General features: G+C 36.8%; 24 protein-coding genes, 1 pseudogene and 1 other annotated feature. Of the genes and pseudogenes, 6 read left to right on the top strand and 19 right to left on the bottom strand.

All coding sequences use genetic code 11. From position 1 onward, the window contains the following. Positions 1–107: 107 nt before the first annotated feature. The 10 genes from ACIQX2_RS11080 to zapA form a co-directional block, all read right to left on the bottom strand. Positions 108–1,085: an electron transfer flavoprotein subunit alpha/FixB family protein gene (locus ACIQX2_RS11080; RefSeq protein WP_402850018.1), complete on the bottom strand. Its 978-nt coding sequence runs from the start codon at positions 1,083–1,085 to the stop codon at positions 108–110. Positions 1,086–1,170: 85 nt separating this feature from the next. Beyond that, a complete protein-coding gene (locus ACIQX2_RS11085) occupies positions 1,171–1,944 on the bottom strand; it encodes an electron transfer flavoprotein subunit beta/FixA family protein (RefSeq protein WP_402850021.1) in 774 nt (257 codons plus the stop codon). 25 nt (positions 1,945–1,969) lie between these two features. Further along, positions 1,970–2,743, bottom strand: a complete 774-nt coding sequence (locus ACIQX2_RS11090; RefSeq protein ID WP_402850024.1) for an enoyl-CoA hydratase — start codon at positions 2,741–2,743, stop codon at positions 1,970–1,972. 18 nt (positions 2,744–2,761) lie between these two features. Further along, positions 2,762–3,343 (bottom strand): fatty acid metabolism transcriptional regulator FadR, encoded by a 582-nt coding sequence (locus ACIQX2_RS11095; RefSeq protein WP_402850027.1) that lies wholly within the window; start codon positions 3,341–3,343, stop codon positions 2,762–2,764. Positions 3,344–3,562: 219 nt separating this feature from the next. Beyond that, positions 3,563–5,257, bottom strand: coding sequence for a long-chain-fatty-acid--CoA ligase (locus tag ACIQX2_RS11100; RefSeq protein WP_402850029.1), 1,695 nt, complete (start codon positions 5,255–5,257; stop codon positions 3,563–3,565). Positions 5,258–5,519: 262 nt separating this feature from the next. Then, the gene (locus tag ACIQX2_RS11105) at positions 5,520–5,933 is read right to left on the bottom strand and encodes a DUF350 domain-containing protein (protein ID WP_402850032.1); all 414 of its coding nucleotides are present in this window, start codon (positions 5,931–5,933) and stop codon (positions 5,520–5,522) included. Positions 5,934–6,002: 69 nt separating this feature from the next. Next, positions 6,003–8,366 (bottom strand): endonuclease MutS2, encoded by a 2,364-nt coding sequence (locus ACIQX2_RS11110; RefSeq protein WP_402850034.1) that lies wholly within the window; start codon positions 8,364–8,366, stop codon positions 6,003–6,005. A gap of 16 nt (positions 8,367–8,382) precedes the next feature. After that, positions 8,383–10,086 carry a DNA polymerase/3'-5' exonuclease PolX gene (gene polX / locus ACIQX2_RS11115; RefSeq protein ID WP_402850036.1) on the bottom strand — a complete coding sequence of 568 codons (1,704 nt, stop codon included), beginning with the start codon at positions 10,084–10,086 and terminating at the stop codon, positions 8,383–8,385. Positions 10,087–10,990: 904 nt separating this feature from the next. Further along, entirely contained in the window at positions 10,991–11,533 is a 543-nt protein-coding gene (locus ACIQX2_RS11120) for a CvpA family protein (RefSeq protein ID WP_402850039.1), read from the bottom strand. A gap of 4 nt (positions 11,534–11,537) precedes the next feature. After that, positions 11,538–11,798, bottom strand: coding sequence for a cell division protein ZapA (gene zapA, locus ACIQX2_RS11125; RefSeq protein WP_093060453.1), 261 nt, complete (start codon positions 11,796–11,798; stop codon positions 11,538–11,540). Between the two features lie 78 nt (positions 11,799–11,876). On the opposite strand from zapA, the gene rnhC reads away from it, so the two are divergent. Both rnhC and ACIQX2_RS11135 read left to right on the top strand, forming a co-directional pair. After that, positions 11,877–12,809 carry a ribonuclease HIII gene (rnhC, locus tag ACIQX2_RS11130; protein ID WP_402850044.1) on the top strand — a complete coding sequence of 311 codons (933 nt, stop codon included), beginning with the start codon at positions 11,877–11,879 and terminating at the stop codon, positions 12,807–12,809. Between the two features lie 73 nt (positions 12,810–12,882). Continuing rightward, the gene (locus tag ACIQX2_RS11135; RefSeq protein WP_402850047.1) at positions 12,883–13,374 is read left to right on the top strand and encodes a hypothetical protein; all 492 of its coding nucleotides are present in this window, start codon (positions 12,883–12,885) and stop codon (positions 13,372–13,374) included. Between the two features lie 97 nt (positions 13,375–13,471). Here ACIQX2_RS11135 and ACIQX2_RS11140 read toward each other — a convergent pair whose 3' ends face one another. From ACIQX2_RS11140 to ACIQX2_RS11160, 5 genes and pseudogenes are all read right to left on the bottom strand, one after another. Beyond that, positions 13,472–14,542 carry an NAD(P)H-dependent flavin oxidoreductase gene (locus ACIQX2_RS11140; RefSeq protein WP_402850050.1) on the bottom strand — a complete coding sequence of 357 codons (1,071 nt, stop codon included), beginning with the start codon at positions 14,540–14,542 and terminating at the stop codon, positions 13,472–13,474. Between the two features lie 130 nt (positions 14,543–14,672). Then, positions 14,673–15,164, bottom strand: a complete 492-nt coding sequence (locus ACIQX2_RS11145) for an NUDIX hydrolase (RefSeq protein WP_402850523.1) — start codon at positions 15,162–15,164, stop codon at positions 14,673–14,675. 36 nt (positions 15,165–15,200) lie between these two features. Further along, a pseudogene (locus tag ACIQX2_RS11150) lies at positions 15,201–15,674 on the bottom strand (GrpB family protein); the annotation flags it as partial. Between the two features lie 16 nt (positions 15,675–15,690). Beyond that, positions 15,691–16,233, bottom strand: a complete 543-nt coding sequence (locus ACIQX2_RS11155; protein WP_402850053.1) for a ribonuclease FAU-1 family protein — start codon at positions 16,231–16,233, stop codon at positions 15,691–15,693. A 33-nt stretch (positions 16,234–16,266) separates the two neighbouring features. Further along, positions 16,267–16,575 (bottom strand): hypothetical protein, encoded by a 309-nt coding sequence (locus tag ACIQX2_RS11160; protein WP_402850056.1) that lies wholly within the window; start codon positions 16,573–16,575, stop codon positions 16,267–16,269. Positions 16,576–16,766: 191 nt separating this feature from the next. Between ACIQX2_RS11160 and ACIQX2_RS11165 the strand changes: the two genes are divergently transcribed. Both ACIQX2_RS11165 and ACIQX2_RS11170 read left to right on the top strand, forming a co-directional pair. After that, positions 16,767–17,912: an MFS transporter gene (locus ACIQX2_RS11165; protein WP_402850059.1), complete on the top strand. Its 1,146-nt coding sequence runs from the start codon at positions 16,767–16,769 to the stop codon at positions 17,910–17,912. A gap of 105 nt (positions 17,913–18,017) precedes the next feature. After that, on the top strand, positions 18,018–18,212 hold the full coding sequence (locus ACIQX2_RS11170; protein ID WP_402850062.1) for a hypothetical protein: 195 nt from the start codon (positions 18,018–18,020) through the stop codon (positions 18,210–18,212). A gap of 38 nt (positions 18,213–18,250) precedes the next feature. Here the strand turns inward: ACIQX2_RS11170 and ACIQX2_RS11175 are convergent, their stop codons facing one another. From ACIQX2_RS11175 to ACIQX2_RS11190, 4 genes are all read right to left on the bottom strand, one after another. Then, the gene (locus tag ACIQX2_RS11175; protein WP_402850065.1) at positions 18,251–19,681 is read right to left on the bottom strand and encodes a sodium:solute symporter family protein; all 1,431 of its coding nucleotides are present in this window, start codon (positions 19,679–19,681) and stop codon (positions 18,251–18,253) included. 249 nt (positions 19,682–19,930) lie between these two features. Further along, positions 19,931–22,342, bottom strand: a complete 2,412-nt coding sequence (gene pheT / locus ACIQX2_RS11180) for a phenylalanine--tRNA ligase subunit beta (RefSeq protein ID WP_402850068.1) — start codon at positions 22,340–22,342, stop codon at positions 19,931–19,933. Between the two features lie 13 nt (positions 22,343–22,355). Then, the gene (pheS, locus tag ACIQX2_RS11185) at positions 22,356–23,393 is read right to left on the bottom strand and encodes a phenylalanine--tRNA ligase subunit alpha (RefSeq protein WP_402850071.1); all 1,038 of its coding nucleotides are present in this window, start codon (positions 23,391–23,393) and stop codon (positions 22,356–22,358) included. Positions 23,394–23,438: 45 nt separating this feature from the next. Beyond that, positions 23,439–23,672, bottom strand: a binding site (T-box leader). 52 nt (positions 23,673–23,724) lie between these two features. After that, positions 23,725–24,489 (bottom strand): TrmH family RNA methyltransferase, encoded by a 765-nt coding sequence (locus ACIQX2_RS11190; protein ID WP_402850074.1) that lies wholly within the window; start codon positions 24,487–24,489, stop codon positions 23,725–23,727. 89 nt (positions 24,490–24,578) lie between these two features. Between ACIQX2_RS11190 and sspI the strand changes: the two genes are divergently transcribed. Beyond that, a complete protein-coding gene (gene sspI / locus ACIQX2_RS11195; protein WP_402850076.1) occupies positions 24,579–24,788 on the top strand; it encodes a small acid-soluble spore protein SspI in 210 nt (69 codons plus the stop codon). A 248-nt stretch (positions 24,789–25,036) separates the two neighbouring features. Next, positions 25,037–26,431 carry an FAD-binding oxidoreductase gene (locus tag ACIQX2_RS11200; RefSeq protein WP_402850078.1) on the top strand — a complete coding sequence of 465 codons (1,395 nt, stop codon included), beginning with the start codon at positions 25,037–25,039 and terminating at the stop codon, positions 26,429–26,431.

The following is a 26,431-nucleotide window of genomic DNA, read 5'->3' on the forward strand; positions in this document are numbered from 1 at the left end:
CCTCCTTTGTCTACTATGTAATGATTATAGCAGACAGAAATATCAACTTCTACATTTTAGCTTGAAAGAGAAAACTCGACTCCCTCATAGGAACCGAGCATCTGTTTTTACGCGTTTACTTTAAGTTTTTTGAACTCTTCTGTAAGCATAGGTACTACTTCAAATAAATCTCCAACGATACCGTAGTCTGCTACTTTGAAAATATTTGCTTCTGGATCTTTATTGATCGCTACAATTATTTTCGAGTTAGACATACCTGCTAAATGCTGAATAGCTCCAGAAATACCTGCTGCGATATAAAGGTCTGGTGTTACCACTTTACCAGTTTGGCCGATTTGTAATGAATAATCACAATAATCAGCGTCACAAGCTCCTCGAGAAGCACCAACTGCTCCACCTAAAACATCTGCAAGCTCTTTTAATGGTCCGAAGCCTTCTTCACTCTTAACTCCACGACCACCAGCAATAACAACTTTTGCCTCCGATAAATCTACACCTTCCGTAGATTTACGAACTACTTCTTTAATAATAGTACGAAGGTTTGTAATATCTACCGACAAAGAAGAAACGTCCGCTGACTTACTGTCATCTTTTGCAAGTGGCGCAATATTGTTAGGACGGATAGTGATAAATTTAATACCATCCTTCACTTTAACTTTTTCAAAAGCTTTACCCGAATAGATTGGACGGATAAATACAGCCGCATCGCCTTCGCCTTCAATAGAAGTAACGTCTGATATTAAACCAATTTGCAACTTACTTGCAATTTTTGGAGATAAATCTTTCCCAAGAGCTGTATGACCAAAAACAATTGCTTCTGGATTTTCCTGCTCAATCACAGCTAATAATGCTTGACCAAAACCATCTGAAGTATATTGTTTTAAATGTGGATGCTCCACAGTGATTACACGATCAGCGCCATATTTTCCAAGCTCTGTAGCTAACTCGCCCACTGAATCTCCTAATAGAACACTAACAATTTCTCCACCGTCTGAAATTTGCTTTGCTGCAGCAATAGCTTCATAAGATACATTCCGAAGTGCACCTTCGCGTGCTTCTCCTAATACTAAAACTTTTTTAGACATATTATTTTCCTCCTAATATTAAAATTAATTCGAATTAAATTTGCTCCTGCGCAAGCTCGTCGCAGAAAAAATTTGCTGAATAGAGTTAAACGACTTTCGCTTCGGAATGAAGTAAATGAACTAACTCTTTTACTTGGTCTGCTAGCTCGCCTTCTAATACTTTTCCAGCTTCCTTTTTAGGAGGTAAATAAATCTCGATAGTTTCAGTTTTTGCTTCCACATCATCTTCATCAATATCTAAGTCATCTAATTCCACTTCTTCTAAAGGCTTTTTCTTCGCCTTCATAATTCCTGGAAGAGATGGGTAACGCGGTTCGTTTAGACCTTGCTGAGCAGTAACCAATAATGGCAAGGAAGTTTCCAATACCTCTGTATCACCTTCTACGTCACGCTTGATCGTAACTGTTGTACCGTTAATCTCTAGGTTTGTAATAGTAGTTACATAGTTAATACCTAAGCTTTCTGCAACACGTGGTCCTACTTGTCCCGACCCACCATCAATTGCAACATTACCAGCTAATATTAGATCCGGATTTTTGTCTTTTAAGTATTCTGCAATAACAAATGCAGCTGCAAATTCATCCATATCCTCTACATCGTCTTCAGTATTGATAAGGACAGCTTTGTCAGCACCCATTGCTAATGCAGTACGAAGTTGCTTCTCTGCGTCTTCGCCACCCATTGTAAGAACTGTTACTTCTCCACCTTGAGCATCACGAACTTGGATCGCTTCTTCTATTGCATACTCATCATAAGGATTAATAATGAATTCTGCACCATCTTCTTGAATTTTACCCCCGCTTACTACAATTCTCTCCTCAGTATCAAATGTACGTTTTACTAAAACATAAATATTCATTTAGATATCCTCCCAATGTAAATTATTATTTACCTTTAAATACAGGTGCTCTTTTTTCAATAAATGCAGAAATGCCTTCTTTTGCATCCTCTGAAACAAATACAGTTCCAAAAGCATTTGCTTCTGCTTTTACACCCTCATGATATGAAGCAGGTTTAGAATATTGAAGCATTCCTAATGCAGCTTTTATAGCAATTGGACTCTTCTTCGCAATCTTAACTGCAAGCTTTTTCGCATGTTCAAATAATTCTTCTTCCGCATAAGCATGGTTAGCAAGTCCTAACTGAGCTGCCTCTTTTCCACTAATAGGATCACTTGTCAACAACATTTCTGCCGCTTTCGCAAATCCAACATAACGTGGTAGTCGTTGCGTACCAGCAAACCCGGGTATTAATCCAAGCTGTAATTCTGGTAAACCGAGCTTTGCATTTTCAGATACGAGTCGGATATGACAACTCATCGCAAGTTCAAGTCCTCCACCAAGTGCAGCACCATGAATTGCAGCGATTACCGGTTTCGAGAAAGTTTCCACTCTTTCGAAAATTGTTTGCCCACTTGCTGCAAGCTCTGAGAACGCTTCTCCAGATGTAATGGAAGTAAACTCTTTTATATCTGCACCTGCGGAGAAAAATCTTCCTTCCCCTTTTAGCAGTATTACTCGTACTGCATCATCATTTTCTACTGCATCTAGCAACTCATTTACTTCTAAAATAACCCCTCTTGCTAGTGCGTTTGCAGGTGGACGATTTAGTGTAACAGTAGCTACACCATCTTCTACAGTCCATGATAGAAATTCCACTTTCCCACTCCCCTTTTGTTAACCTTTTACACCATTTAACAGTAGACGATGTACTTTACTTGTTAGATCAACTAAATTGTATTTATGCTCATTCATGACCCAAGTTGTAGTCGTCTCATCAATTGTACCAAAAACCATTTGTCTTGCTAAGCGAATATCGATCGTATGATCAAATTCTCCTTGTTCGATTCCTTCTTTCAAAATTGTATCTAATAATAATAAATAACTTCTTAAAACGGCATTAATTCGTAATCGTAATGCTAAATTGGCTTGTCTTAATTCCAATTGTGTTACTGTTGCTAAATGATGATCGCTTGATAACACAGTAAAATGATTTTCAATCATTTTATAAAGCTTTTCTGAGCAACTAATGTCCTGTTGAATAATTTCCTTCAAATTATCAGCGAATATTTCCATTTTCTCTTCAAAAACTGAAACTAAAATTTCTTCCTTGTTTTTAAAATATAAGTAAATTGTCCCGTCAGCCACTCCTGCCTGTTTGGCTATTTTAGAAACTTGTGACTGATGATATCCATTTTCAGCGATTACAATAATTGCTGCGTCAATGATTTGCTTATATTTTGGTTTATCCTTTTTCATATGAATTCACCACCATTTAATCAATTGCACCTGGCGTATTTGCGTCCAAATTTTGAATAGAGAAATCTCCATTCAATCCTTTCAAAATCTGTGACTTCCGCCGGAGCTTTTATTTTAATTCAGAGAGGGCTGTACCCCGGCTGAATAAAATAAAAATATGAATGATGATTCATTCATATTTTTATATTATATTTAATTTCATTGATTGTCAATAATCAATTAACTTTGAACGGTTTGTTTTTGCTTCGCTTTTTCTTCTTCTATTAAAGTTCTTCTCAAAATTTTTCCTACTGCCGTTTTGGGAAGCTCTGCTCTGAATTCGTAAATTCTAGGAACTTTAAACGCTGCTAAGTTTTCACGACAAAAAGTATTTAACTCGTCTTCTGTCACAGTTGCACCTTCTTTTAGTACTATAAAGGCTTTTACTGTTTCTCCTCTGTAAGCATCTGGAACTCCTGCTACAACACATTCCTGAATTGTCGGATGTTCATAAAGTACCTCTTCTACGTCTCTCGGGTAAATATTATATCCACCTGCAATGATTAAATCTTTTTTGCGATCCACTACATAAAAGTAACCGCTTTCATCCATATACCCCAAATCTCCCGTTAAAAACCAACCATCACGCATTGTCATTTCTGTATCTTCTGGTCGGTTCCAATAACCTTTCATCACTTGAGGACCTTTTACTGCAATTTCGCCAATTTCACCGTATGGTAAAGGTGTCGTCGAATCTACAGCAAAAACCGCCGCATCCGTATCTGGCCATGGAATACCAACTGAACCTTTAATACGATTCTCATTATATATTAAGTTAGCATGCGTTACTGGAGAGGTTTCCGTTAAGCCGTAACCTTCTACTAATCTACCACCAGTAATTTTTTCGAACTTTTCCTGAACCTCTAACGGTAATGGAGCAGACCCGCTTAAACAAGCTACAATTGATGATAAGTCATACTTTTGGATATCCGGATGATTCAACAAACCAATGTATATCGTTGGAGCTCCTGGGAATATAGTTGGCTTTTGCTTATCTATCGTTTTTAGTGCAGTTTCGACGTCAAACTTTGGCAATAATACCATTCTATTTCCTAGCATAACAGAAAATACTAATACAGTAGTCATGCCATAAACATGGAAAAATGGGAGAACTCCTAAAATTGTTTCTTCACCTTCTATACATTTATAATTCCAAGCTGTACACATAGTAGTATTAGTAACTAAATTTTTATGGGTAAGCATGACTCCTTTTGGAAACCCTGTTGTGCCACCTGTATATTGTAAAAGTGCTATATCTTCTTCAAAATCAAAAGGCATACTTATCGGTACAGCTTTTCCAACCTTCATAATTTCTGGAAATAAATGATTGATTCCTCGATGCTCTACTTTAACACTAAACCCATATTGCTTTTTTTGTATAAAGGGATAAATAAGATTTTTAGGAAATGGCAAGTAATCCTTAATACCAGTAACAATTACATTCTCTAAATTTGTTTCTTTTAAAACTTTGGAAACACGTGGATATAAAATATCCATTGCTAAAATAACTTTTGCACCTGAGTCTTTCATTTGATAAGCAATTTCTCTTTCTGTATAAAGAGGATTCGTTTGCACTACAATTGCTCCTGCATACAATGCACCGTAGTAACCAATTACTCCTTGTGGACAGTTTGGTAGCATAATAGCTACTCGGTCACCTTTTTTAATACCGAGCGATTGTAAATAGTTAGCAAATTTCAATGATGACTCGTAAAGCTCTTTGTACGATACATCTCTCCCCAAAAAATGGATCGCAATTTTTGTCGGAAATTTCTTATACGCTCTTGTTAAATATTCTTGAACGGGAATGTGTTCATAGTCGAGCGTATGCGGAATTTCAGGTGGATATTGTGCTAACCATGGCTTTTCTGTCAATTTAATGCCCCCTTTGTTTATAATAGCGTGAATATTCCTATTCTTAATTATAGAGAAAAATGAATGACAATTCAATTCTTTATAAAAAAAAGACTGCATCGCACATTTTCTCATCTTTAAGATAGATGGTGCAACATTACAGTCTTCCGTAAAGCTATTAATTTATTATATTAGTTTGTAACGACATATATTATACCTACTAAGATAAAAAGTAGGCCAACAGCCAACAAAATTTTAGACAATTTTTCCATTCTAACCGCTCCTATGAAATACTTGCTCCAATAACAAATGATAATCCTACAGAAATAACAAGTGAAATAAACCCTATTGAGCGATTATCTTTTTCGATTTCCTGATCAACATTAAAGCTGGGCGTTAAAAATTCAAATAATAAGTACGCAATAATTAATAACATAAAACCAAATAAACCCCAGCCAATCATTTCAAATAATGAATTATGTTGTTCAATGGAATACCTAAAAATATTACATACACCAAAAATTTTCCCGCCAGTAGCAAGTGCAACTGCTACATTACCTTTTCTTATTTCTTCCCAATTTTTATATTTCGTGACTACTTCGAAAATAACCATCGAAACGAGTAAGCATAAAATAACAACACTAAAATAACCTGCAGACTCTACGAGTGGGTTTGACCAGAAACTGGATAAAAGCATATATAAAAACCCCTTTTACACTTTTCCTTCTATACGGAGAGCCCGATAAAAAGTTTCATTTTTTAAAAATTATTTTAATTCGACAACTGTTACGCCGTGACCACCCTCACCAGCCTCGCCAAAACGATAGCTTTTCACACGAGAATGATTCTTCAAAAATTGCTGGATAGCTTGTCTTAATACACCAGTACCTTTTCCATGAATAATAGAAATTCTAGGATAATTTGCGAGAACTGCATCATCTAAATACTTTTCGGTACGGATGATAGCATCTTCATATCGTTCTCCACGAAGATCTAGCTCCAATTTCACATGTGAATCTCTGCCACGGATCGAATTCACCGAAACAGTCTGTTTTTGCTTTTCTGGTTTCACAAATTCTAAATCAGATTCGTCTAGCTTCATTTTTAGCATGCCAATTTGAACAGACCATTCTGTTGTAGATAATTTCTCTAACAAAGTGCCTTTTTGACCGAAGCTAATTACTTTTACTTCATCTCCAGATTTCAACTCTTGTGCCATTTCATTTAATTTCTTTTGCTTTCTCAAAACTGGATTATTTGGTAAAGCAGCATCTAAACGTTTTTTTGCATCGATCAGTTCATGCTCTTTAACGAACTTATGTGTATTAGATTGCATTTTACGCAACTCACTAATAATTTCATCTGCTTCTCGCCGAGCCTCATCAACAATTTTCTTAGCCTTGTCTTTTGCTTTTTGCTCTAGCTTCTCATTGTTCTGTTCTAAATCGGCTAGTCTTTGTTCTAAATCCTCTTTTACTTTACGCGCTTCTGCTAAATGGACCTCTGTTTCTTCTGCATCTTTTTCTGCTTGTCGACGACTGTCCTCTAGAGAGGCAATCATGGAGTTTACTTCTCCCCGGTCTGTCCCAGTAAACGTTTGTGCTTGGTTAATAATATATTCCGGTAATCCAAGTCGCTCGGATATTTCAAAAGCATTACTTCTTCCGGGTACTCCTATTAACAGTTTATAAGTTGGACTTAAAGTTTCAATGTCAAATTCAACACTTGCATTTGCCACACCTGGTCGATTGTATCCATAAGCCTTTAGTTCAGGATAATGAGTTGTAGCCATAACCCGAGCACCTGTCCCGTGCACTTCATCCAATATAGATATCGCAAGCGCTGCACCTTCTTGTGGATCGGTTCCTGCTCCAAGTTCATCAAATATAATCAATGACTTATCGTCATATTTCTTTAATATATCAACAATATTAACCATATGAGAAGAAAAAGTACTTAAGCTTTGCTCAATAGATTGCTCATCTCCAATATCCGCAAAAACGGATTCAAATAATGCCACTTCAGAGCCATCTAAGGCTGGAATAGGAAGTCCACTTTGTGCCATTAATGTGCAAAGACCTACTGTTTTCAGTGTAACCGTTTTACCACCTGTATTCGGTCCTGTGATTACAATAGTTGTAATGTCTTTCCCGAATTCGATTGTATTTGGCACAGCTGTCTCTTGCGGAATAAGTGGATGTCTTGCTTTCACTAAGCGGATAAACCCTTTGTTATTAATGACAGGCATTGTACATTTTTGGGCTTGTCCATATTTAGCTTTAGCTAAAATAACATCAACCTCTCCAAGTACATTTACTAATAGAAAAATGTCATGTCCTACTATTTCTACTTCAGCTGTCAATCTAATAAGAATACGATTTATCTCTTCCTGTTCTTTTACCTTTAAACTTCGGATATCGTTGTTAATTTGTACTACTGCTGAAGGTTCGATGAACAGCGTTTGTCCTGAAGATGATTGGTCATGAATAATTCCGCCGTAATGACTCCGGTATTCCGATTTAACCGGAATAACATATCGATCATTTCGAATAGTAATAATCGAATCGGACAGCATCTTCGCAGCATTTGCTCCCCTTGTATAGCTTTCTAGTTTTTCACGTACACGACTAACTTGAATGCGTAATTGTTGGCGAATAGATCGGAGTGTACTACTAGCGCTATCCAATACAGCACCATTTTCATCTATGCAATCATTTATCTCATGCTCAAGGGCTGTTAAAATCGGCAAGCCTTCCTTCAATCTAAGGAAGTGAGGGATTTTAACATCCTCTGATTCTGCAACATTGTCTATAAATTGGCGTAATATTTTGCTTGCACGAATCGTACTTGCGATTTCCATTAATTCCGTAGGGCTAAGCATCCCACCGATTTGGGCACGTTTCGCATGGGGACGTACATCTGTCATTCCACCCATGGGAACATTCCCACGAAGTCGAAGAATCGCCATACCTTCATCCATTTCCTCTAACAGCTTCGTAACTTCTGTAAAATCAACGGAAGGTATGAGTTTATCTATATGGCTTTTTCCAATAGAAGAAGTACAGTAACTTGAAACTTCTTCTCGAATTTTATAATACTCTAATGTTCTCAGTGCTCTTTCAGCTATCAACCGAGGCACCTCCTAATTATTTCTGTATATATTCCTTAAACTTCTCAAAGGACCAAGTGTTCACAATATTATCTTTATGCAACCAGGCTTTTTGAGCATAGCGGACACCAATATCCATATACTTCAACTGTTCGATATGATGAGCATCCGTATTAATGGCCATTTTGACACCCTTGTCTTGTGCTAGCTTTAAAAATTCTGTGTTCAAATCGAGACGGTAAGGACTTGCGTTTAACTCTAAAATCTTTCCATATTCCTTCGCCCATTCTATGAGAGTTGGAACATCTGGATTATAACCATCTCTCTGTTCAATTATTCTACCCGTTGGATGTGCAATCATATGTACATACGGATTTTTTAATGCTGTTAAGAGTCTTTCCATAATCTTTTCCTGTGGCTGACTAAAACTAGAATGAATAGAAGCTATAACAAAATCCAATTGCGAAAGTAATTCATCTTCAAAATCAAGCGATCCATCAGGTAGTATATCCATCTCGGTACCAGTAAGTATTTCAATATCTGTATATTTTTCATTTAGTTCTTGTATTATTTCCACTTGGTTTAATAATCTTTCTTTAGAAAGACCGTTAGCTACTTTCAAATAATTGGAATGGTCCGTTATCACCATATGAGAATAGCCTTTTCCACGACAGGCTTCTATCATTTCTTCTATAGAATGTGCTCCGTCCGACCAAGTAGTATGCATATGAAAATCCCCTTGGATATCATTTAACTTTACTAATGAAGGTAGCTGATCTAGCTTGGTAAATTCCGAGCCATCCTCACGAACAGTTGGAGGGATGAAAGGCAAGTCAAAATAAGCATAAAAATCATCTTCCGATTCAAAATGCTGTACACTGCCATCAGGTAGCTCAACCCCGTATTCACTAATCTTCTTTCCCTGGTCTTTTGCGATTTGTCGCATTTTTATATTATGGTCTTTCGAACCGGTAAAATGATTTAACGCTGAAGCATACTCACTTAACGCTACAAGTCTGAAATCGACATCAATCTCCACTTCTACATCTAGAGTAACGGAAACTTTCGTATCTCCAGCTGCAATAATTTTCTGAACTGGTAGTATCTTTAATAATTCTTCTCTAACTTCCTTAGGTGAACTTGTTGCAATTATAAAGTCGATATCCTTACTCGATTCCTTGACCCTTCTGTACGATCCTGCAACAGAAAACTTTTCAATTAATGAAATAGACGAAAGTTTGTGGTTGATTAACTCTACAATTGGTTCTATTTGCCAAACCGCCGTACGTTCCGGTTTAGATTGGAGGTTTACTATTTCTACTAATATTTTTTCTTCTGTTTTTTTAGCAAATCCAGGCAGGGTTTGAACTTTCCCTTCCTCACATGCAAGTTTTAGTGCTTCTATTGAATCGATATGCAATTCCTTATATAGCTTGGCGATTTTCTTGCCGCCAAGTCCTGGGATTTTAAGCATAGGAAGTAATCCGCTTGGAACAGATTGTTGTAATTCCACAAGCAAAGAAGATTCTCCAGTAGCCATTAAATCATCTATTACAGCCCCAGTAGCTGCTCCGATTCCTTTTAATGAAGTGATATTATCCATTTCTGCAAGACTTCTATCATCTAGCTCTAACACCTGTGCTGCTTTTCGAAAAGCAGAAACTTTAAAAGGATTTTCTCCTTGTAATTCCATATATAAAGCAATTCTTTCTAATGTTCTAATAATCGTTTTCTTATCCAACGATAACACCTCTTTCAATTCAATTAACTAATATAGCTAACTTAAGAAAAACCGGGCAAAAAAACGTCCGGTCCTTTAAGGTCAAAACCACTTTCTATCGTTTTCGGAGTGCTTCGGACAGACCTTTTGCTATATGATTACCGAGTGAATTTTTAGGGATGGTTGGTTGTGACGTCCGTCACAACCAACCATCATACTTTTTTTCGGTAATCTTATGGCGTTTGCCTGTCCGACGTCTTTCTAATACTTCTTGAATCAGATTAATACATTTTTAAATAACTAGAGAAAAAATCCTTTCCAATTCATAGAGGTGATGACAGTCTAAGTGCGCGACATCGTGTCGCAACGACTACCAAATTATTTTTGCGACGAGCTTTTGCGGGAGCATGACCCACATCGTGCAGGCCTCGAAGATACAATTTCGTCCGCTTTTTCGCTTCTTTACTTAGTAAATACTGACTATTTCTCTTTATATTAACTAGTAATAAAGGAAATCTACTTTCTTCCCTTCATTACAGAATAGTATTTCTAATTCATAAGCGATTACAAATAATTTATCACTTTCAAAAAATTGACCAATCTAATCATCTAAGTGATAAGCTATGCTATATCTTAGAGTAGAGTACTGCACATTCAATTGATTGGAGCGGAAGGCGGCGACCCCAGCGGGATTAGATTGAGCTGAAGAACCCGCGTTTAAGGTAGGAAGGCTAAGTGCGCCACATCGTGTGGCAACGCCTTCATGACCAACATCCTGTTGGCCCAAGGCTGAAGCCAAGCGGAAAGCGTCCGCCTGAAGCGAAAATCAGCAGTATAATCATTCTGTAATGTATTTTGAACCCCGCTTGCACGGTACATTTTTATATACTTAACTTTTAAAAAAACTTCCCTCTACTGAGAGAAGTTACTTTTCAATATAAATATACCACCAATTTTTCACCATTTCCGATAGAATCGGTGTATGGTCTAACATCCATCCTGTTAACACGGAACCTGAAATTAAGTTTTGAATAAATTCGATTGGCAATAGAGCTAATACATATAGTAATACAAATAAAATAAAATAAAATTCAATTAGCCCTAAGATTGCTCCCACAATATTGCTTACAAAACCTAATATTGGTAAATACTTTAAGAAGTCAAACATAGATGCAATCATTTGTAATGCAAATTTTACAACTATAAAAATAAGAGCAAAAGCAATAATACGATAAAAAGTTTGAGCCAAATCTAAACTCTCTACTGCGATTGTCAATTTAGAACCTGCCGTTACAGCAGGAAATGGAATCCATAAAACAAATTTATCTGCAAGTGGTTTATAATAAGTGTAAGCCACTACGAGTGCGATTATAAAACCGGTCATGTGGATCAGCTGTACAATTAGCCCACGTCTTGCACCAGTTATTAAACCACCTACAAGTAATATTAATATAATTATATCTAACATATTTTCAGTCCTTTAGTCTTTTCAATTCTTCTTCAAGTAGCTCTAATTGTTCTTTTACTTTTATGTAATCATGTATAGCATTTACAGCTGTGAGCACCCCAAGCTTTGCAATATCTAGCTGACTATTATGTGAATGTATTTCTCTCATTTTATCATCCACCATTGATGCTACAAGTCTCATATGGCCTGATGATTCAGAACCAACCATTTTATAATTCTGTCCATATATATCAACCGAAATTCGTGTTTTTTCTTGTTCTGACAAAGCCATAACCCTCCTCAGAAAATCCTAATACCTATAATAACACGAAATAGATTGCTATGTGAAGAAAGGAACGAACTAATGTCAAACACTGTCTTGTTATTGAGTCCAAATCAAATAGAAAAAGTAAAATCCCATTATATAAATTTTAAGATAGAACGCTCTGCTCCTGGTGTTGTTTTCGCAGCAAAACTAGCAGATACTACCATTACCATCTATAAATCTGGAAAGGTTATGTTCCAAGGAAATGGTGCTTCACGTGAGGCTTCACTTTGGGGAACAAGTTCAACTTCATCCACATCAACTAGTGAAGCTAAAGGAGACATTTTACCTCCCAACTTTTCTTCCTTATCAGTCCTTGGTTCTGACGAAACAGGTACTGGTGATTATTTTGGTCCTATTACTGTTGCCGCTTGTTTTGTAAGTAGCGGACAAGTAGAGCTAGTTAAAGAATTAGGAGTCAAGGATTCCAAAATGTTAACAGACAATGTGATGCGTAAAATGGCACCTGACTTAATGGCGACTTTAACACATAGTGTTCTAGTATTGAAAAACGAAAAATACAATGACATACAGTCCCGTGGGTGGTCACAGGGCAAAATAAAAGCACTTCTTCATAACCAGGCACTTAAACATGTGCTGAAAAAAATGGGGTCAGAAAAACCTGCATATATATTAATAGATCAGTTTGCCGAACGTGGCATTTACTATAATCATATTAAAGCAGAGAAAGAAATCGTTCGTGAAAATGTATTGTTTTCTACAAAAGCTGAGCAGCTTCATGTTTCAGTTGCTGCGGCATCTATAATTGCAAGATATGCATTCTTAAAAGAAATGGACCGTCTATCTCAAATAGCAAATACTACAATACCAAAAGGGGCAAGTGCAAAAGTCGATGAAATAGCAGCTAAAATTTATTTGAAGCATGGGGAAGAATTCCTTAAGTCCATTACTAAATGGCATTTTGCCAATACACAAAAAGCATTTAAATTAGTTAATAAGAAAAGATTTTAACACAAATAACACTAAGCTCTGTAAATGCATAAAATGTAGAGGTACATGTTTAAATAGCAATGGAGGTTTTAGTATGGTCAATTTTCTAGCTTTTCATGGTACCGTTACTATGATTAGTGATTTTATGATAGGGTCTAATGGTGAAGGAGAAGGTTGCTATACATTAATGTCTGTAGATAACGGCAACGGAGGATCAGTAAATTTCGTGGTGTCCCCCACTACTTATTTTGTAGATAATGCGTTGGTATCAGTGGGAGATAGGGTAACTGGTTACTATGATGGTGATGCCCCTGTTCCTCTTATTTACCCACCGCAATATCAGGCACTAGTTATTGTAAAAGAAAATCCAACTCAAAATGTAAAAGTGGGCTACTTTAATAGCCAATTAGAAAGCAGTGATGGTCAATTAAAACTAAATGTATCCCCATATACTCAAATATTACGGACAAATGGGCAACCTTTTACAAAAAGTCCTGCTAACCGAAATCTAATTGTTATTTACGGCCCAACGACCAGAAGCATTCCTCCCCAAACCACACCGTATGAAATTATTGTTTGGTGCTAATGTTTTGGGAGTAGCATCGTATGAAGGCTAATTTTCAGCACGAAATGTTAATTACATTTCGTGCAATTATTTTTCACAAAGATATGCAAGTCGGGTATTATCCATTTATTTTTCTTGCTTCATCCATAATCCTTTGAACAAGTTGTTCAACTGTCTCGATTCTCGCGAGGGTGCCACTTTGACCTGACCATAGTGACATATAGTCTTTAATATTTTGACTTGCAGAAGCTTTTCGAATCGATTGAGTTAGGGCATTTTGTATAGGAAAATTTGGCAAACTATTTTCATGTTCTTTCATTTCAGATATAAATTTATTCTTTATGCCTCTTGCCCATTTTCCAGAAAATGTACGAGTCAATGTTGTATCCCCATCTTTCGACTGCATGATTGCGTCTTTATGTAAAGGATGTGCACCACTTTCTTCACAAGTTAAAAAAGCAGTACCCATTTGTACAGCTTGTGCACCTAAACTTAAAGCGGCCATTAGCCCCCTACCGTCCATTATGCCTCCAGCGGCAATAATCGGAATACTTACTCTGTCTGCAACTTGCGGTATCAAAGACATTAAACCTATTAAGCTTTCCTCGTTTCCACGTAAGAAGGTTCCCCTATGGCCTCCCGATTCACTTCCTTGAACAACTACTATATCCATTCCAATTTTTTCAATTAATATAGCCTCTTCAACAGTTGTAGCAGTTCCGATTGTAGTTACATTGTGTTGTTTAAGTTGCTTCATCTCCTCTGCTGTTGGAATGCCAAAAGTAAAGGAACAAACAGGCACCTTTTCTTCTATTACTACTTGTATTTGTTCTTTATATGTGTGAAAAGCATTTTCCATGTTCGGAAGAGTGATATTTTCTTCATTTATGTTTAAAACCTCTCGATATTGGTCTAATAAATTTTTCGCCACTTCTACTTCGTTTTCTAAAATCTCAAATTTGCCTGGAACAAATAGATTTACACCAAAGTTAGTTGAGGTTAACTTTTTCACTTCTCTAATTTGTTCTCGTAATTGGTTTGGACTCATATATCCCGCACCGATCGTACCAAGTGCTCCATTATTGGAAACATTTGCTACTAATTCCGAAGTGGTAATTCCTCCCGCCATTGGTGCTTGAATGATGGGAAAGTCTATTTTTAATAGGTTGGTCAGATTGTTATTAAACATATTATTCCTCCTAATTCTTCTAAAAAGAGATAACTGAATCAATGATACTTCTCCGATTTACATAGTTTATGTAAATCTATTACAAATTCAATTCTTTCTGAAAGTAATACAAATAATATCAACCATTTTATTAACTTTGAAGTTTCATTTTCCAAACATCATAGTAATTAGCATCTAAACCTAAATCATTTGTTCTTAGCCATTCAAATGCTTTTAAGACTAATGGGGAAGCATTTTCAACCGAAATCTCTTCTTCCGAGATCCATTCTGCTCCACGTGAGTCTTTCCCTTCAAATTGTTCAAGCACTGCTAGAAAGCCACCTATTTGCTTTACTAAATAATACACTGCAATATGATGAATATCCGTGAAACCTCTCCAGTTAGATGAAATCATAAAGTCGGTAGTTCCAATTTGTTTAATAATTTCTATTTCAATGCCAGTTTCTTCTAGAAATTCTCTTCTCATTGCAACAGCTAAACTTTCTTTTTCTTCTAAACTACCACCTGGTAGATCGAAACGATTAATGTACGGGCCTCCACTTTTATTTATAACAAGCAACTTTTCATCTTGGACACAGATACCATAAACCCCAAATGCTCTGTAAAAATTTCGCTCTTCGATTTCTTTTGACCATAGGAGTGCTTGTCGCTCTATCTCCTTGGCTAATTTTTCTTTCCCATTAATATAAGCATCAATATTATATGGAAATTGCTTTGCTAACGCTTCTTTTAAATCTCCGTATGTTCTCGCAATATTAGAATGCACTCTTAAAAAGTCTCGAAATGCAAGATGTCGTTTAATTTCGGGATTGCCCAGTTCATACATATGAACCTGATGTGTTCGATTGTCTCCTCCTTTTTGGAAGTATCTTCGACCAGGAAGTCCATTTTCACCTTTAGGTATGTAGCCGTTAGCAATCATTGCTTTATTATACAGTTCAATTTTGTTTATATCTCGTACAACAGGCATCATATCGATAATCGGTTTTGCAGATAAATCTTTTACGGAAGTACTACCAATATGGTGAATCACTATAATTTCTGAACCAAAAATCCCTTGAATTTGCAGTGCTTCCTCCTCAAATTTTTTATTCCAACACTCTGAATATGCCACTACTTCCACTTTACGCATGTAAATCACCCATCCCTTATTTAAGAAGTGTCATTAATAGCTCCTTATGAACCGCGGAATAATTAAGTAAATTAAAATCTTCTTCCCTAATACTAGTAGTAATTTCATTCACTTGAACCCATGCCAAGTTATACATGCTTTGATCAACCCAACCGTTTATTAATGCTTCTTCCAGTTCATCTTCATCCTGTTGAATAATCTCACCTGTAGGTAATACGATAATATCTAAGAACAAGTCATCCCACCATGGAACATTATGTTCTATTCCTATTTCGTTACATATGTCTATATACCACTGGACTACTTTCCCATTTGCATCAAACATAGTAGTTACAGAGTAATTTTTTCCCGTTGGAAAGTGCTGCAGCCACATATATCCATCATCTACAATACACAAACTTTTTTCATCATACTTTACCCACAGAGGCTGTGTTACCTGAACTAAGTTTAATAGAGTTATATATCCAGTGAATTCTTCTGTCTCAACATAAGATTGTGCATAACCCCTCTTCGAAATCCGCTTCCAATCAGAACGATCCCCATATCTTCTTTTCAACATAGTTAGCCCCCTGTGATTACTCATTTTGTAAAATCAATACAGTGTAACGTCTATAGTGAACAAAGGAAGGTTTATATTATTCAATCCATATTGCTCTATAATTTCTGTTATTTCCTTTGGACTTTCTACAATTATCGATATAGTGTTGCCTTGTACGATAATTTCTCTGCCTGCTGCATCCATAAGAACATCATCGTTTTCTATACGACCGTCTGAACAGAGATACATATATACTGCTACAGATGTATAATGAATTAGGATTCCAATATCCTCTTCTTCAATAAATTCATCTTGCTCATCATAAACTTCTTTCTGTTCTTCTTTTTTGAACATATTAAACACTTTTTTCCTCCTTATCGTTGCTCTTTTATGTTAGAAATTATAACAGATTTATTATTCTGACTTGCAAATAAATTTTGAGCTTGCTTGTTTATTCATCTAAAACTGCTAATCATTAATAAAATCAGTTACAATAATTAAGCTAATAATCTTAAATTCATCTATGATTAGTTTTTAGAAGAGGAGAATTCTTATTGAAAGTTCATGTTTTATTAAAAGGATATAATTTTTTATTTTTTGGTTTACTCGCACTCTTTATTCCTTTTTTACCTGTGTATTTAGGTGAACAAGGGTTATCCACGAGTGAAATCGGAATGATTATTGGGACTGGAGGATTTGTGACGTTATTTGCGCAGCCTTTATGGGGATTCATCAGTGATAAAACAAAAACAATCCGCAAGGTGATGCTAGTACTCGTTTGTTCGACCGCCGTTTCCGGTTACTTTCTATTTAACTTTGATAGCTTTGTGTTACTAATTATTTTTGCGTTGTTAGTTTATTTTTTCCTAATGCCACTTGATCCATTAACGGAGAGCTTAAATTTCACTGTTTCGGAATTGGCTCGTATTAGCTATGGTTCTATTCGTACATATGGAGCACTAGGCTATGCAGTTTTGGCATTAATTTCTGGTTTTGCAATGGATTATTTTGGAGTGAGCAGTCTATCGGTCTTGTTTGTTTTGTTAGGAGTTCTATCATTCGGAATTGTGTGGTTCATGCCTGATGTACAAGCATCATCGAAACCGGTGACTATGCAGGGATTAAAAACAGTATTACGAAACAAAGAAATGCTTCTATTTTTAGCATTAGTATTTATTAGTTCAGTACCAGCTCGGATGAACGACACGTTTTTAGGGATTCATATTAAAACACTGGGTGGAGATACATCCTTAGTGGGAATTGCATTTTTCTTGGCAGCTACAAGTGAAATCATAATTTTTGCTCTTAGTTTTTGGTGGCTGCGAAAAGGTAAGGAACTGGAAATAATAACGATAGCTACGTTCTTTTACTTCTTACGTTTTTTTGTATCAGGTTATGTAACGAGCCCGGTAACTCTAACTATCTTACAGTTATTGCAAATGTTAACATTCCCTGTTTTTTACACTGCTGCCATTCAGTACTTGTATAACATTATGCCGAAGGAATGGCGCGCTACTGGTCAAACTGTTCTAGCATTATTATTCTTTGGATTGTCTAGCATTATCGCTTCATACGCAGGTGGATTCCTTTATAAAGAATTTGGCGGTCAAACATTTTACTTTATCATTTCAGCGATGTCCTTCATCGGGGTTGTATTTGGAATACTCTTGGCTATTCGGAAGCAAAAAATTAATGTATGATTATTTTCTTTAAAAATGGGTATTAAAAATACATAGCCTCAAAATTAGTACTTTTTACTAAACTTTCTTTATTAAATGAAAGAGATTTTGGTGGGAGGTGATTAATTGAGAAGAGCCTATGGGGTAAAAAAGCTATCTTCTTATTTAGATACGGTAGGATACCCACTTACTGAAGAGGAAATTAATGAATTAATCATGAACAAAGAGATTCCTCACTTAAAACCAATGACAAATATGATCGTTTTTAATTTGGATCATATAGATTGGTGGAACAGTCAAAAAGAAAACTCTCCAAAATGATAAGCCCTGCGAAATGCAGGGTTTTTCATTTTGCCATATCAATTCTTTGCTAGCGAACTTACCATACTATCATTTGAAGGTAATAGCTTAGAGATAAACATTGTCAGTATAACCGATACAAGTACACCCCATAAAATACCCAACGTTAGGGAAACCACCGCTCCAGCAACGATACCAGCACGAGCCCCCCAAACTGAAACTCGGCTATTCCTAGTACCCATTTCAAAAGCAGAGGCTTTCTTATTCTTCCATATTAACCCTACAATTAAAACAGGTACCACTCCTCCTCCAGCCATAGAGTATGCAAGAGAAAACAAGTCAATAATCGAGTCTGCCCAAATAGCAGTAACGATCGTGAACATACCAAATACAACGACACTAACTCGTGTTAGCTTGAGATAAAACATATCTTCCATTTCTTTCATATTCGGAATAACCAAATCATTGATGATTACAACTGCAGCTGAGTGAAGAAGTGATGAAGCACTAGATATAGCAGCCATGAAAATCATGATAAAGAAAGCAAGAGCAGCGAATTGTGTCATTTCTTCTAATATCAGCCATGAAATAGCATTTTCAGCATCGAGCGTTGGATTTTGTATATTAACTATCAATCCACTAATAGTTGCTAGAGTCGTAAATATAATTGCTACAATACCACTTATTAGCATGGCAAGACTTGCTGACTTTGAATTTTTAGAAGCAAAGCAACGTTGCCAATAAACTTGAGCAGCTAAAACCCCTAAAGTTCCAGTCACAAAAAGTGTTAAAACTTCCATGACTGATAGATTCATTTGAACTAGTTCACTTGATCCAACGTCAGCTAAACCAGCTTTTAAATTCGAATAACTAAAGTCGATTCGATTAAATACTTGAAAATAGAACCACACCGCTATCGCAATGAGAATAGCTCCTTGAATTAGGTCTGTCCATACAACTGAATACATACCACCCACTGCCGTATAAATGATAAATACAGCAGAGAATACTAATACCATTAGAACTGGATCAGTGCCAGTAAAGGTTGAAAACAAAGCACCCATACCCATTGCCTGTCCACTCACCCACGCAATCATAATAGATGAAGTCAAAAATGCTACTAGACTCCGAGTAATGCGGTCACGCACGATTAGATCATTCATCATTTCCGCTAATGTTTTATAAGTAAACTTTGCAGCAAAGCCTGCAAATACTAAAGCAAATATTATCTTCGCACCTTGCTCGCCAATGACAAAAGGAATGTTTGCTATTCCGATCTCATAGCCCTTTGAAGAATGCCCAACAAAATTTCCAACGCCCATTATCGTTGCAATATCCGTAAATAATAATAAGAAAAATGGCAACGTCCCTCCAGCTATTGCATAATGAGCGAAACTAGCATCTGCCTTCTTTTTAAAGAAAAAGGACATCCCGATAAAAAACAAAGATATTACTATTGTTATAGTCCACGTCCAAAAAGCTAATCCCATAAAACCCCTCCCGTTTTCTAAATTTTCTATATTATCAAGACATTGTTATCATTCCCCTTGTGACACACAGTTGAAACCCAATTTTGTATCAAATTGATTTTCATTAATTAAGAAAAATAAAAAACCATAAAAAAACCGGGCCAAAAGACGCCCGGTGCTCAAACCCAATGTTCATACTACATTTTTAAATACTTTCTTATCTTTTAAGAAAAGAGCAGCGCCAAGAATCGACGCTGCTCCACTTACTTATTATCCTCGTAACTCTGCTCCTGCTTTTTCTGCAAGTGCTTTTAATACTTTGTTATGTGCATTTACTACTTCTTCGTCCGTAAGTGTACGTTCTGGATCGAAGTATGTTAGAGAGAATGCAACTGACTTTTTGCCTTGTTCCATTTTTTCACCCTCGTATAAATCGAACAGATGTACATTTTTAAGCAATCTACCACCAGATAACTGGATAATTGCTTGTAGTTCACCAGTAGCTTTTTCACTATCTACCACTAAAGCTATATCACGAGTAATTGACGGGAATTTAGAAACTGGCACATAATACAATGCTTCTACTTCTTTGTTTAATACTTTCGCTAAGTTCAATTCCATTACATATGTCTCTTTCAAATCACGCTCTTTTTGCTCAGATGGATGCAACTGAGCGATTAGCCCGATTTCTTCTCCAGCTAATTTAATAGAAGCTGTACGTCCTGGATGTAAGCCGTCCACTACTGAACGTTCAAATGTTAGCTCACTTGAATGCCCAAGAAGGTCCATTAAACCTTCCACAATTCCTTTTAATACAAAGAAATCAACTGCTTTTTTCTCACCTTGCCAGCTATGATCTAACCATTTACCAGAGATTACTGCTGCTAGATGCTCTTGCTCATGAGGTAATCCTGATTCCGTTTCACCTAAGAAAACCGATCCTACTTCATAAAGTGCAACTGTATCTGCTTGGCGTGCTGTGTTATACGTTACCGCTTCAAGTAAATGTGGTATTAAACTTTGGCGAAGGATACTGCGGTCTTCGCTCATTGGCATTAATAATTCTGTTACAGGAGCAGTTTCTAACGCAAATTTCTGAGACATTTCTTTAGAAGTTAATGAATACGTAATCGCTTGATATAGACCAGCACCCTCTAAGTAAGCACGTACTTGACGACGTTTTGCTTGATAAGATGAGAGTCCACCTGGTTTTGATTCCTCAACTGGTAATGTCATTGGAATTTCATCATAGCCATACATACGAGCAATCTCTTCTATTATATCTTCTTCGATTTTAATATCTTGGCGACGAGTAGGAGCTTTAATATATAAAAGACCATTCGCAGCTTGATAGTCAAATTTCAATCTCGATAAAATGGATGTCATATCTTCTAAAGAAATCTTCATCCCTAAACGATTATTGATGAAGTCTGGAGATACAACCACCTCTGCAGGAGTTTTGTCTAGCTCATCAACAATGACAGAACCTGCTAACACTTCACCACCTGCAAGCTCAGCAAGTAAACTTGCCGCACGCTCTGCTGCAAGAATAACGCGATTTGGATCTACACCTTTTTCAAATCGTGCACTCGCATCACTGCGTAAATTATGGTCTTTCGATGTTTGGCGAACAGATCCACCTACAAAGTATGCTGACTCGATGACAACGGTTGTCGTTCCATCATGTACTTCCGAATTTGCTCCACCCATTACACCTGCAATTGCAACTGGCTCATTGCCATTTGTAATAACTAAGTGATTTGATTTCAGTGTACGTTCTTGATCATCAAGGGTAACAATTTTTTCCCCTTCATTTGCAAGACGAACAACAATCTCTTTTGTTTCTAAGCGGTCATAGTCAAATGCATGAAGTGGTTGACCATATTCCATTAATACGTAGTTTGTAATATCTACTACATTATTATGAGGACGAACTCCGGCAGCCATTAAACGATGCTGTAACCAAAGTGGTGATTCTTTTACTTGAATATTTTTCACAACTTTAGCAATATACATCGGATTTTCTTCGATTGCATCTACTTTCAGCTTTAAATAATCTGCTGCTTTATCTGTACTTTCTGTGTACGTTGTTTCTGGATACTTCATATCCTCAGATAAAATAGCCCCTACTTCATAAGCAACACCAAGCATGCTTAATGCGTCTGAACGGTTTGGAGTCAAACCAAGTTCTAACACAATGTCATCTAAACCTAGAAGAGGAAGTACGCTTTCTCCAGGAACAGCTGTTTCCGGAAGAACATAGATCCCATCTGCATATGCTTTAGGAACAAGACGTCCTTCAATACCAAGTTCTTGAAGAGAACAAATCATACCGTTCGATTCTTCGCCACGAAGCTTTGCTTTTTTTATCTTCATACCGCCTGGAAGTACTGCTCCTGGACGAGCAACAATCACTTTTTGTCCCGCTTCTACATTAGGTGCCCCACAAATAATTTGTGTAGTTTCTTCCCCAACATCTACTTGACAAATATTCAGTTTGTCTGCCTCTGGATGCTTCACTTTTTCTTTTACATAACCAACGACAACATTGGTCATTCCATGAGAACGATCAATCACAGCATCCACTTCGATACCAGCACGCGTGACCTTCTCCCCTAAATCTTTTGGATCTAACCCTTGTGTATTTACATATTCTGATAACCACTTCGTCGAAACTAACATGTCAAATTCCTCCTCACACTTCTGTTCGGTGGAATTGCGATAAGAAACGCACATCATTCGTATAGAAATGACGAATATCTTCCACACCGTATTTCAACATTGCAATACGTTCTGGACCCATACCAAATGCAAATCCAGAAAGCTTTTTAGAATCATAACCAGCCATCTCTAAAACATTCGGATGAACCATACCGGCTCCTAAAATTTCAATCCAGCCAGTTTTCTTACAAACGTTACAGCCTTCTCCACCACATTTGAAGCAAGAAATATCCATTTCAACAGAAGGCTCTGTGAATGGGAAAAAGCTTGGACGTAGACGGATTTCACGATCATCCCCGAACATTTTCTTCGCAAATACAGAAAGAGTTCCTTTAAGATCACTCATGCGGATATTTTCTCCGATTACAAGTCCTTCAATTTGCGTAAATTGATGAGAATGTGTCGCATCATCATTATCACGACGATACACTTTACCGGGACAAATAATTTTAATCGGTTGACCTTCTTTTGCTTCCATCGTACGTGCTTGAACTGGTGACGTATGTGTACGCAATAGAATATCCTCTGAAATATAAAAAGAATCCTGCATATCTCGAGCTGGATGACCTTTTGGTAAGTTCAAAGCTTCGAAATTATAATAATCTTTCTCCACTTCTGGACCTTCCGCAATTTCATACCCCATGCTAATAAATAAATCCTCAATTTCCTCTACTACTCGAGTAAGTGGATGGTGATTTCCAGTCTTCACGGGACGACCTGGTAATGTTACGTCAATAGATTCTTTTTCTAATTGCTCATTAATTGCCTGTTCTTGAAGTAATGTCATGCGGGCTTCTAATACAGTTGTTACCTCTTCACGCACGACATTTACTAGTGCACCCATTTTCGGACGCTCCTCTGCAGGAAGTTTACCCATTCCTTTTAGTAGATCTGTTATCGGTCCTTTTTTCCCTAAATAGGCAACACGAACATCGTTTAATTCTTTGACGTTCGCTGAAGCTGCAATTTTTTGTAGTACTTCTTCTTTTAACTGTTGAAGTTGTGCTTCCATGTTTATAAATTCTCCTTTTCGACAAAATAAAAACCCCGCCCCTATAAAAGGGACGAGGACTAATTTCGCGGTACCACCCTGATTATTGCACAAACATAAGTGCAATCACTCAATTCGACTAACGGCTCTACACCGGCTCACCTTTACAGCAATTGCTGGTCCCGGTGGCAGCTAACGGGGCGAACTTCTATACGCATTCTCCATTTACACTTTCAGTCAAGGTGCAAATTCCCTTCATTTCGAATGTTCATATATACTTTTCCCGATTACAGCTTTTATGTATCAAATTACATCTATTATACGGAATTTTGCATTTTTCTTCAAGTCTGATTTATTTTAAAGTAAGACCGTATAGTAAAATTCCAGTAGCGACTGCAACATTTAATGATTCTGCTTGTCCTAGTAAAGGGACGATTATATTTTGGTCGGTTTGCTCGAGTAGTTCCGAGTTTATACCGCTTCCCTCGTTTCCTACAATTAACGCAAACGAAGCTTCTTTTTTCACTTCATTGAAAGGTGTAGAATTTTCAAAAGCTGTACCATACACGGATACATTTCGTTCCTTTAGCTTCACTACCCATTCAAAGAGGTCCCCTTTTACGATTGGCAAATGAAAGTGCGAACCTTGTGCTGAGCGTAATGTTTTTGAATTATATGCATCAGCTGATCCTTTTCCAAGAACAACAGCATCAATACCAGCTGCATCTGCAGTACGAATCATTGTGCCGATATTCCCTGGATCCTGCACAGCATCTATTAATAATAGACGATTCCAGCTAATATACTCTTCTTCATCTACAGTTTGTTGCTTGCAATGCGCAAATATACCTTGTGTATGCTCAGTTTCAGCTAGCTCTTTTTTTATCAAGTCATTTATTTCTATAACTTCTAAATTTTCTAAATCCCAGTTTTCTGGTATTTCAGCGGTATCACTTATCATTATGGTAAGTACATTTTCTTTTTGCTTTATAGCTTCTTCTACTAAATGATACCCTTCCATTAAAAATTCGCCTGTTTTGTCCCGTTCTTTTCTAACACTTAATAATTTTTTCCAATGCTTTACTAAAGAGTTTTGCGGAGATTCAATTCGTTTCATATATAGGTGACCGCCTTTTTTATTTAAGTGTAACAAAATCATGTATAGCTGGCGAGAGTTTGGGGAAGATAATTGCGAGGAGTGATAAAATGGATTTTCAAATTAGAGAAGCTATTACAGCTAATATGAAAGGTCATACGGCAACAGATATTCGAGGAGTAGTAGAAGACGCTATTCAAAGAGGCGAGGAGCATTTGCTACCTGGACTAGGTGTGTTCTTCGAAAAATGGTGGAACATGACAGATGAGTCCAGCAAACAATCTGTATTAAGTGAATTGGCAACTGCATTCGCAAAATGAAAAAATCCCGTGAAGATGAATTATCTTCACGGGATTTTTAATTTTTTAAATTTTATCGAAAAGAAGTAAAGCGTTTACATTCTATTTAAAATGGTATTCGCAACAAATATGCAATATATTAAATTACATTTATACCCATAATATACAAAATATAATTTTACTTTTTTAAATTACTACTTATAATTGTTTTATTGGAACAATAAAAAATATTCTAATAAATACGTCAACAGATTAAAGAGGGGAATAAAGTGAGTAAATCTATCGAAAATATTGTACTTGAACTGAAGAATTTTTTAGAGGAGGAACAGGTTTCAGTCAATCTTACCGTAAGAGAATTACATGGAAAAGACGAGTCTTATCATGAGGTAAGTATTCCGGATATAGTTGTATTTCCTAAAGATACGAACGAGGTTAGTGAAATTATGAAACTAGCCAACAATTTTCAAATACCAGTTGTCCCATTTGGGCGTGGTTCCAGCTTAGAAGGTCATATAATTCCATACGATAACGGTATTACTATAGACTTTTCGCTAATGGACAAAATACTGGAGGTTCGCGAAAACGATCTGCTTGTGAAGGTTCAACCTGGTGTAACACGTACGCAATTAAACAAGGAGCTTAAAAAGTATGGGTTATTCTTCTCCGTTGACCCGGGAGCAGATGCCACACTCGGAGGAATGGCGGCCACGAATGCAAGTGGAACAACGACTGTAAAGTATGGTGTTATGCGCGATCAGGTTCGTGATTTAGAGGTTGTTCTTGCAGATGGGACTATCATCCACACGGGGAGCTTAGCTGCAAAATCTGCATCAGGATTCCATTTAAATGGGTTATTTGTTGGTTCGGAAGGAACTCTTGGTTGTTTTACAGAGTTAACATTAAGAGTGTACGGAATACCAGAATTTACTACAGCCGCTCGAGCTGTGTTCCCTTCTGTTCAAAGCGCAGTAGAAGCCGTTACATCTATTTTACAAGCCGGAATTCCAATCGCGCGAGTAGAATTGGTCGACGAAGAATCCATCCGTCAAGTAAATCGTTTTAGCGAAACAAATTATGCAGAAAGACCAACCTTATTTTTAGAATTTGATGGCAATGAAGCAGGATTAAAACAGGATGTCGAGTTTACGAAAGAAATAATGGAAGACCATGGTTGTGAGGAAATTCAATTTGAATCTGATAATACAGCACGCACTAAGCTATGGGATGCAAGACATAACCTAGCCTATGCTTATATTCATAGCAATGTTGGGAAAAAAATGATGGTGACAGATGTTTGTGTACCTATATCCGAACTAGCTGAAGCAGTAATATATGCACGAAATGAATTAAACTCTATTGGTTTAATTGGAGGACTTACTGGACATGTAGGAGATGGTAATTTCCATGCGATAATCATGATTGATATGAATGATCCTGATGAAGTTGCGAAGGCAGACTCTTTCAATGAAAAAATAGTGCACTATGCTTTAGATCGTAATGGTACTTGTACAGGAGAGCACGGAGTCGGCATCGGCAAACAAAAATACCAAGCTTTGGAGCATGGAGCTGCCTTACAGGTGATGGAAAAGATTAAAATCGCTCTTGATCCTAACAATATTTTAAATCCACAAAAAATCGTAAAAATAGAAAGTACAGGTGTATAA

This window comes from Psychrobacillus sp. NPDC096623 (genome assembly GCF_044762655.1).
In the GTDB taxonomy this organism is placed as follows: domain Bacteria; phylum Bacillota; class Bacilli; order Bacillales_A; family Planococcaceae; genus Psychrobacillus.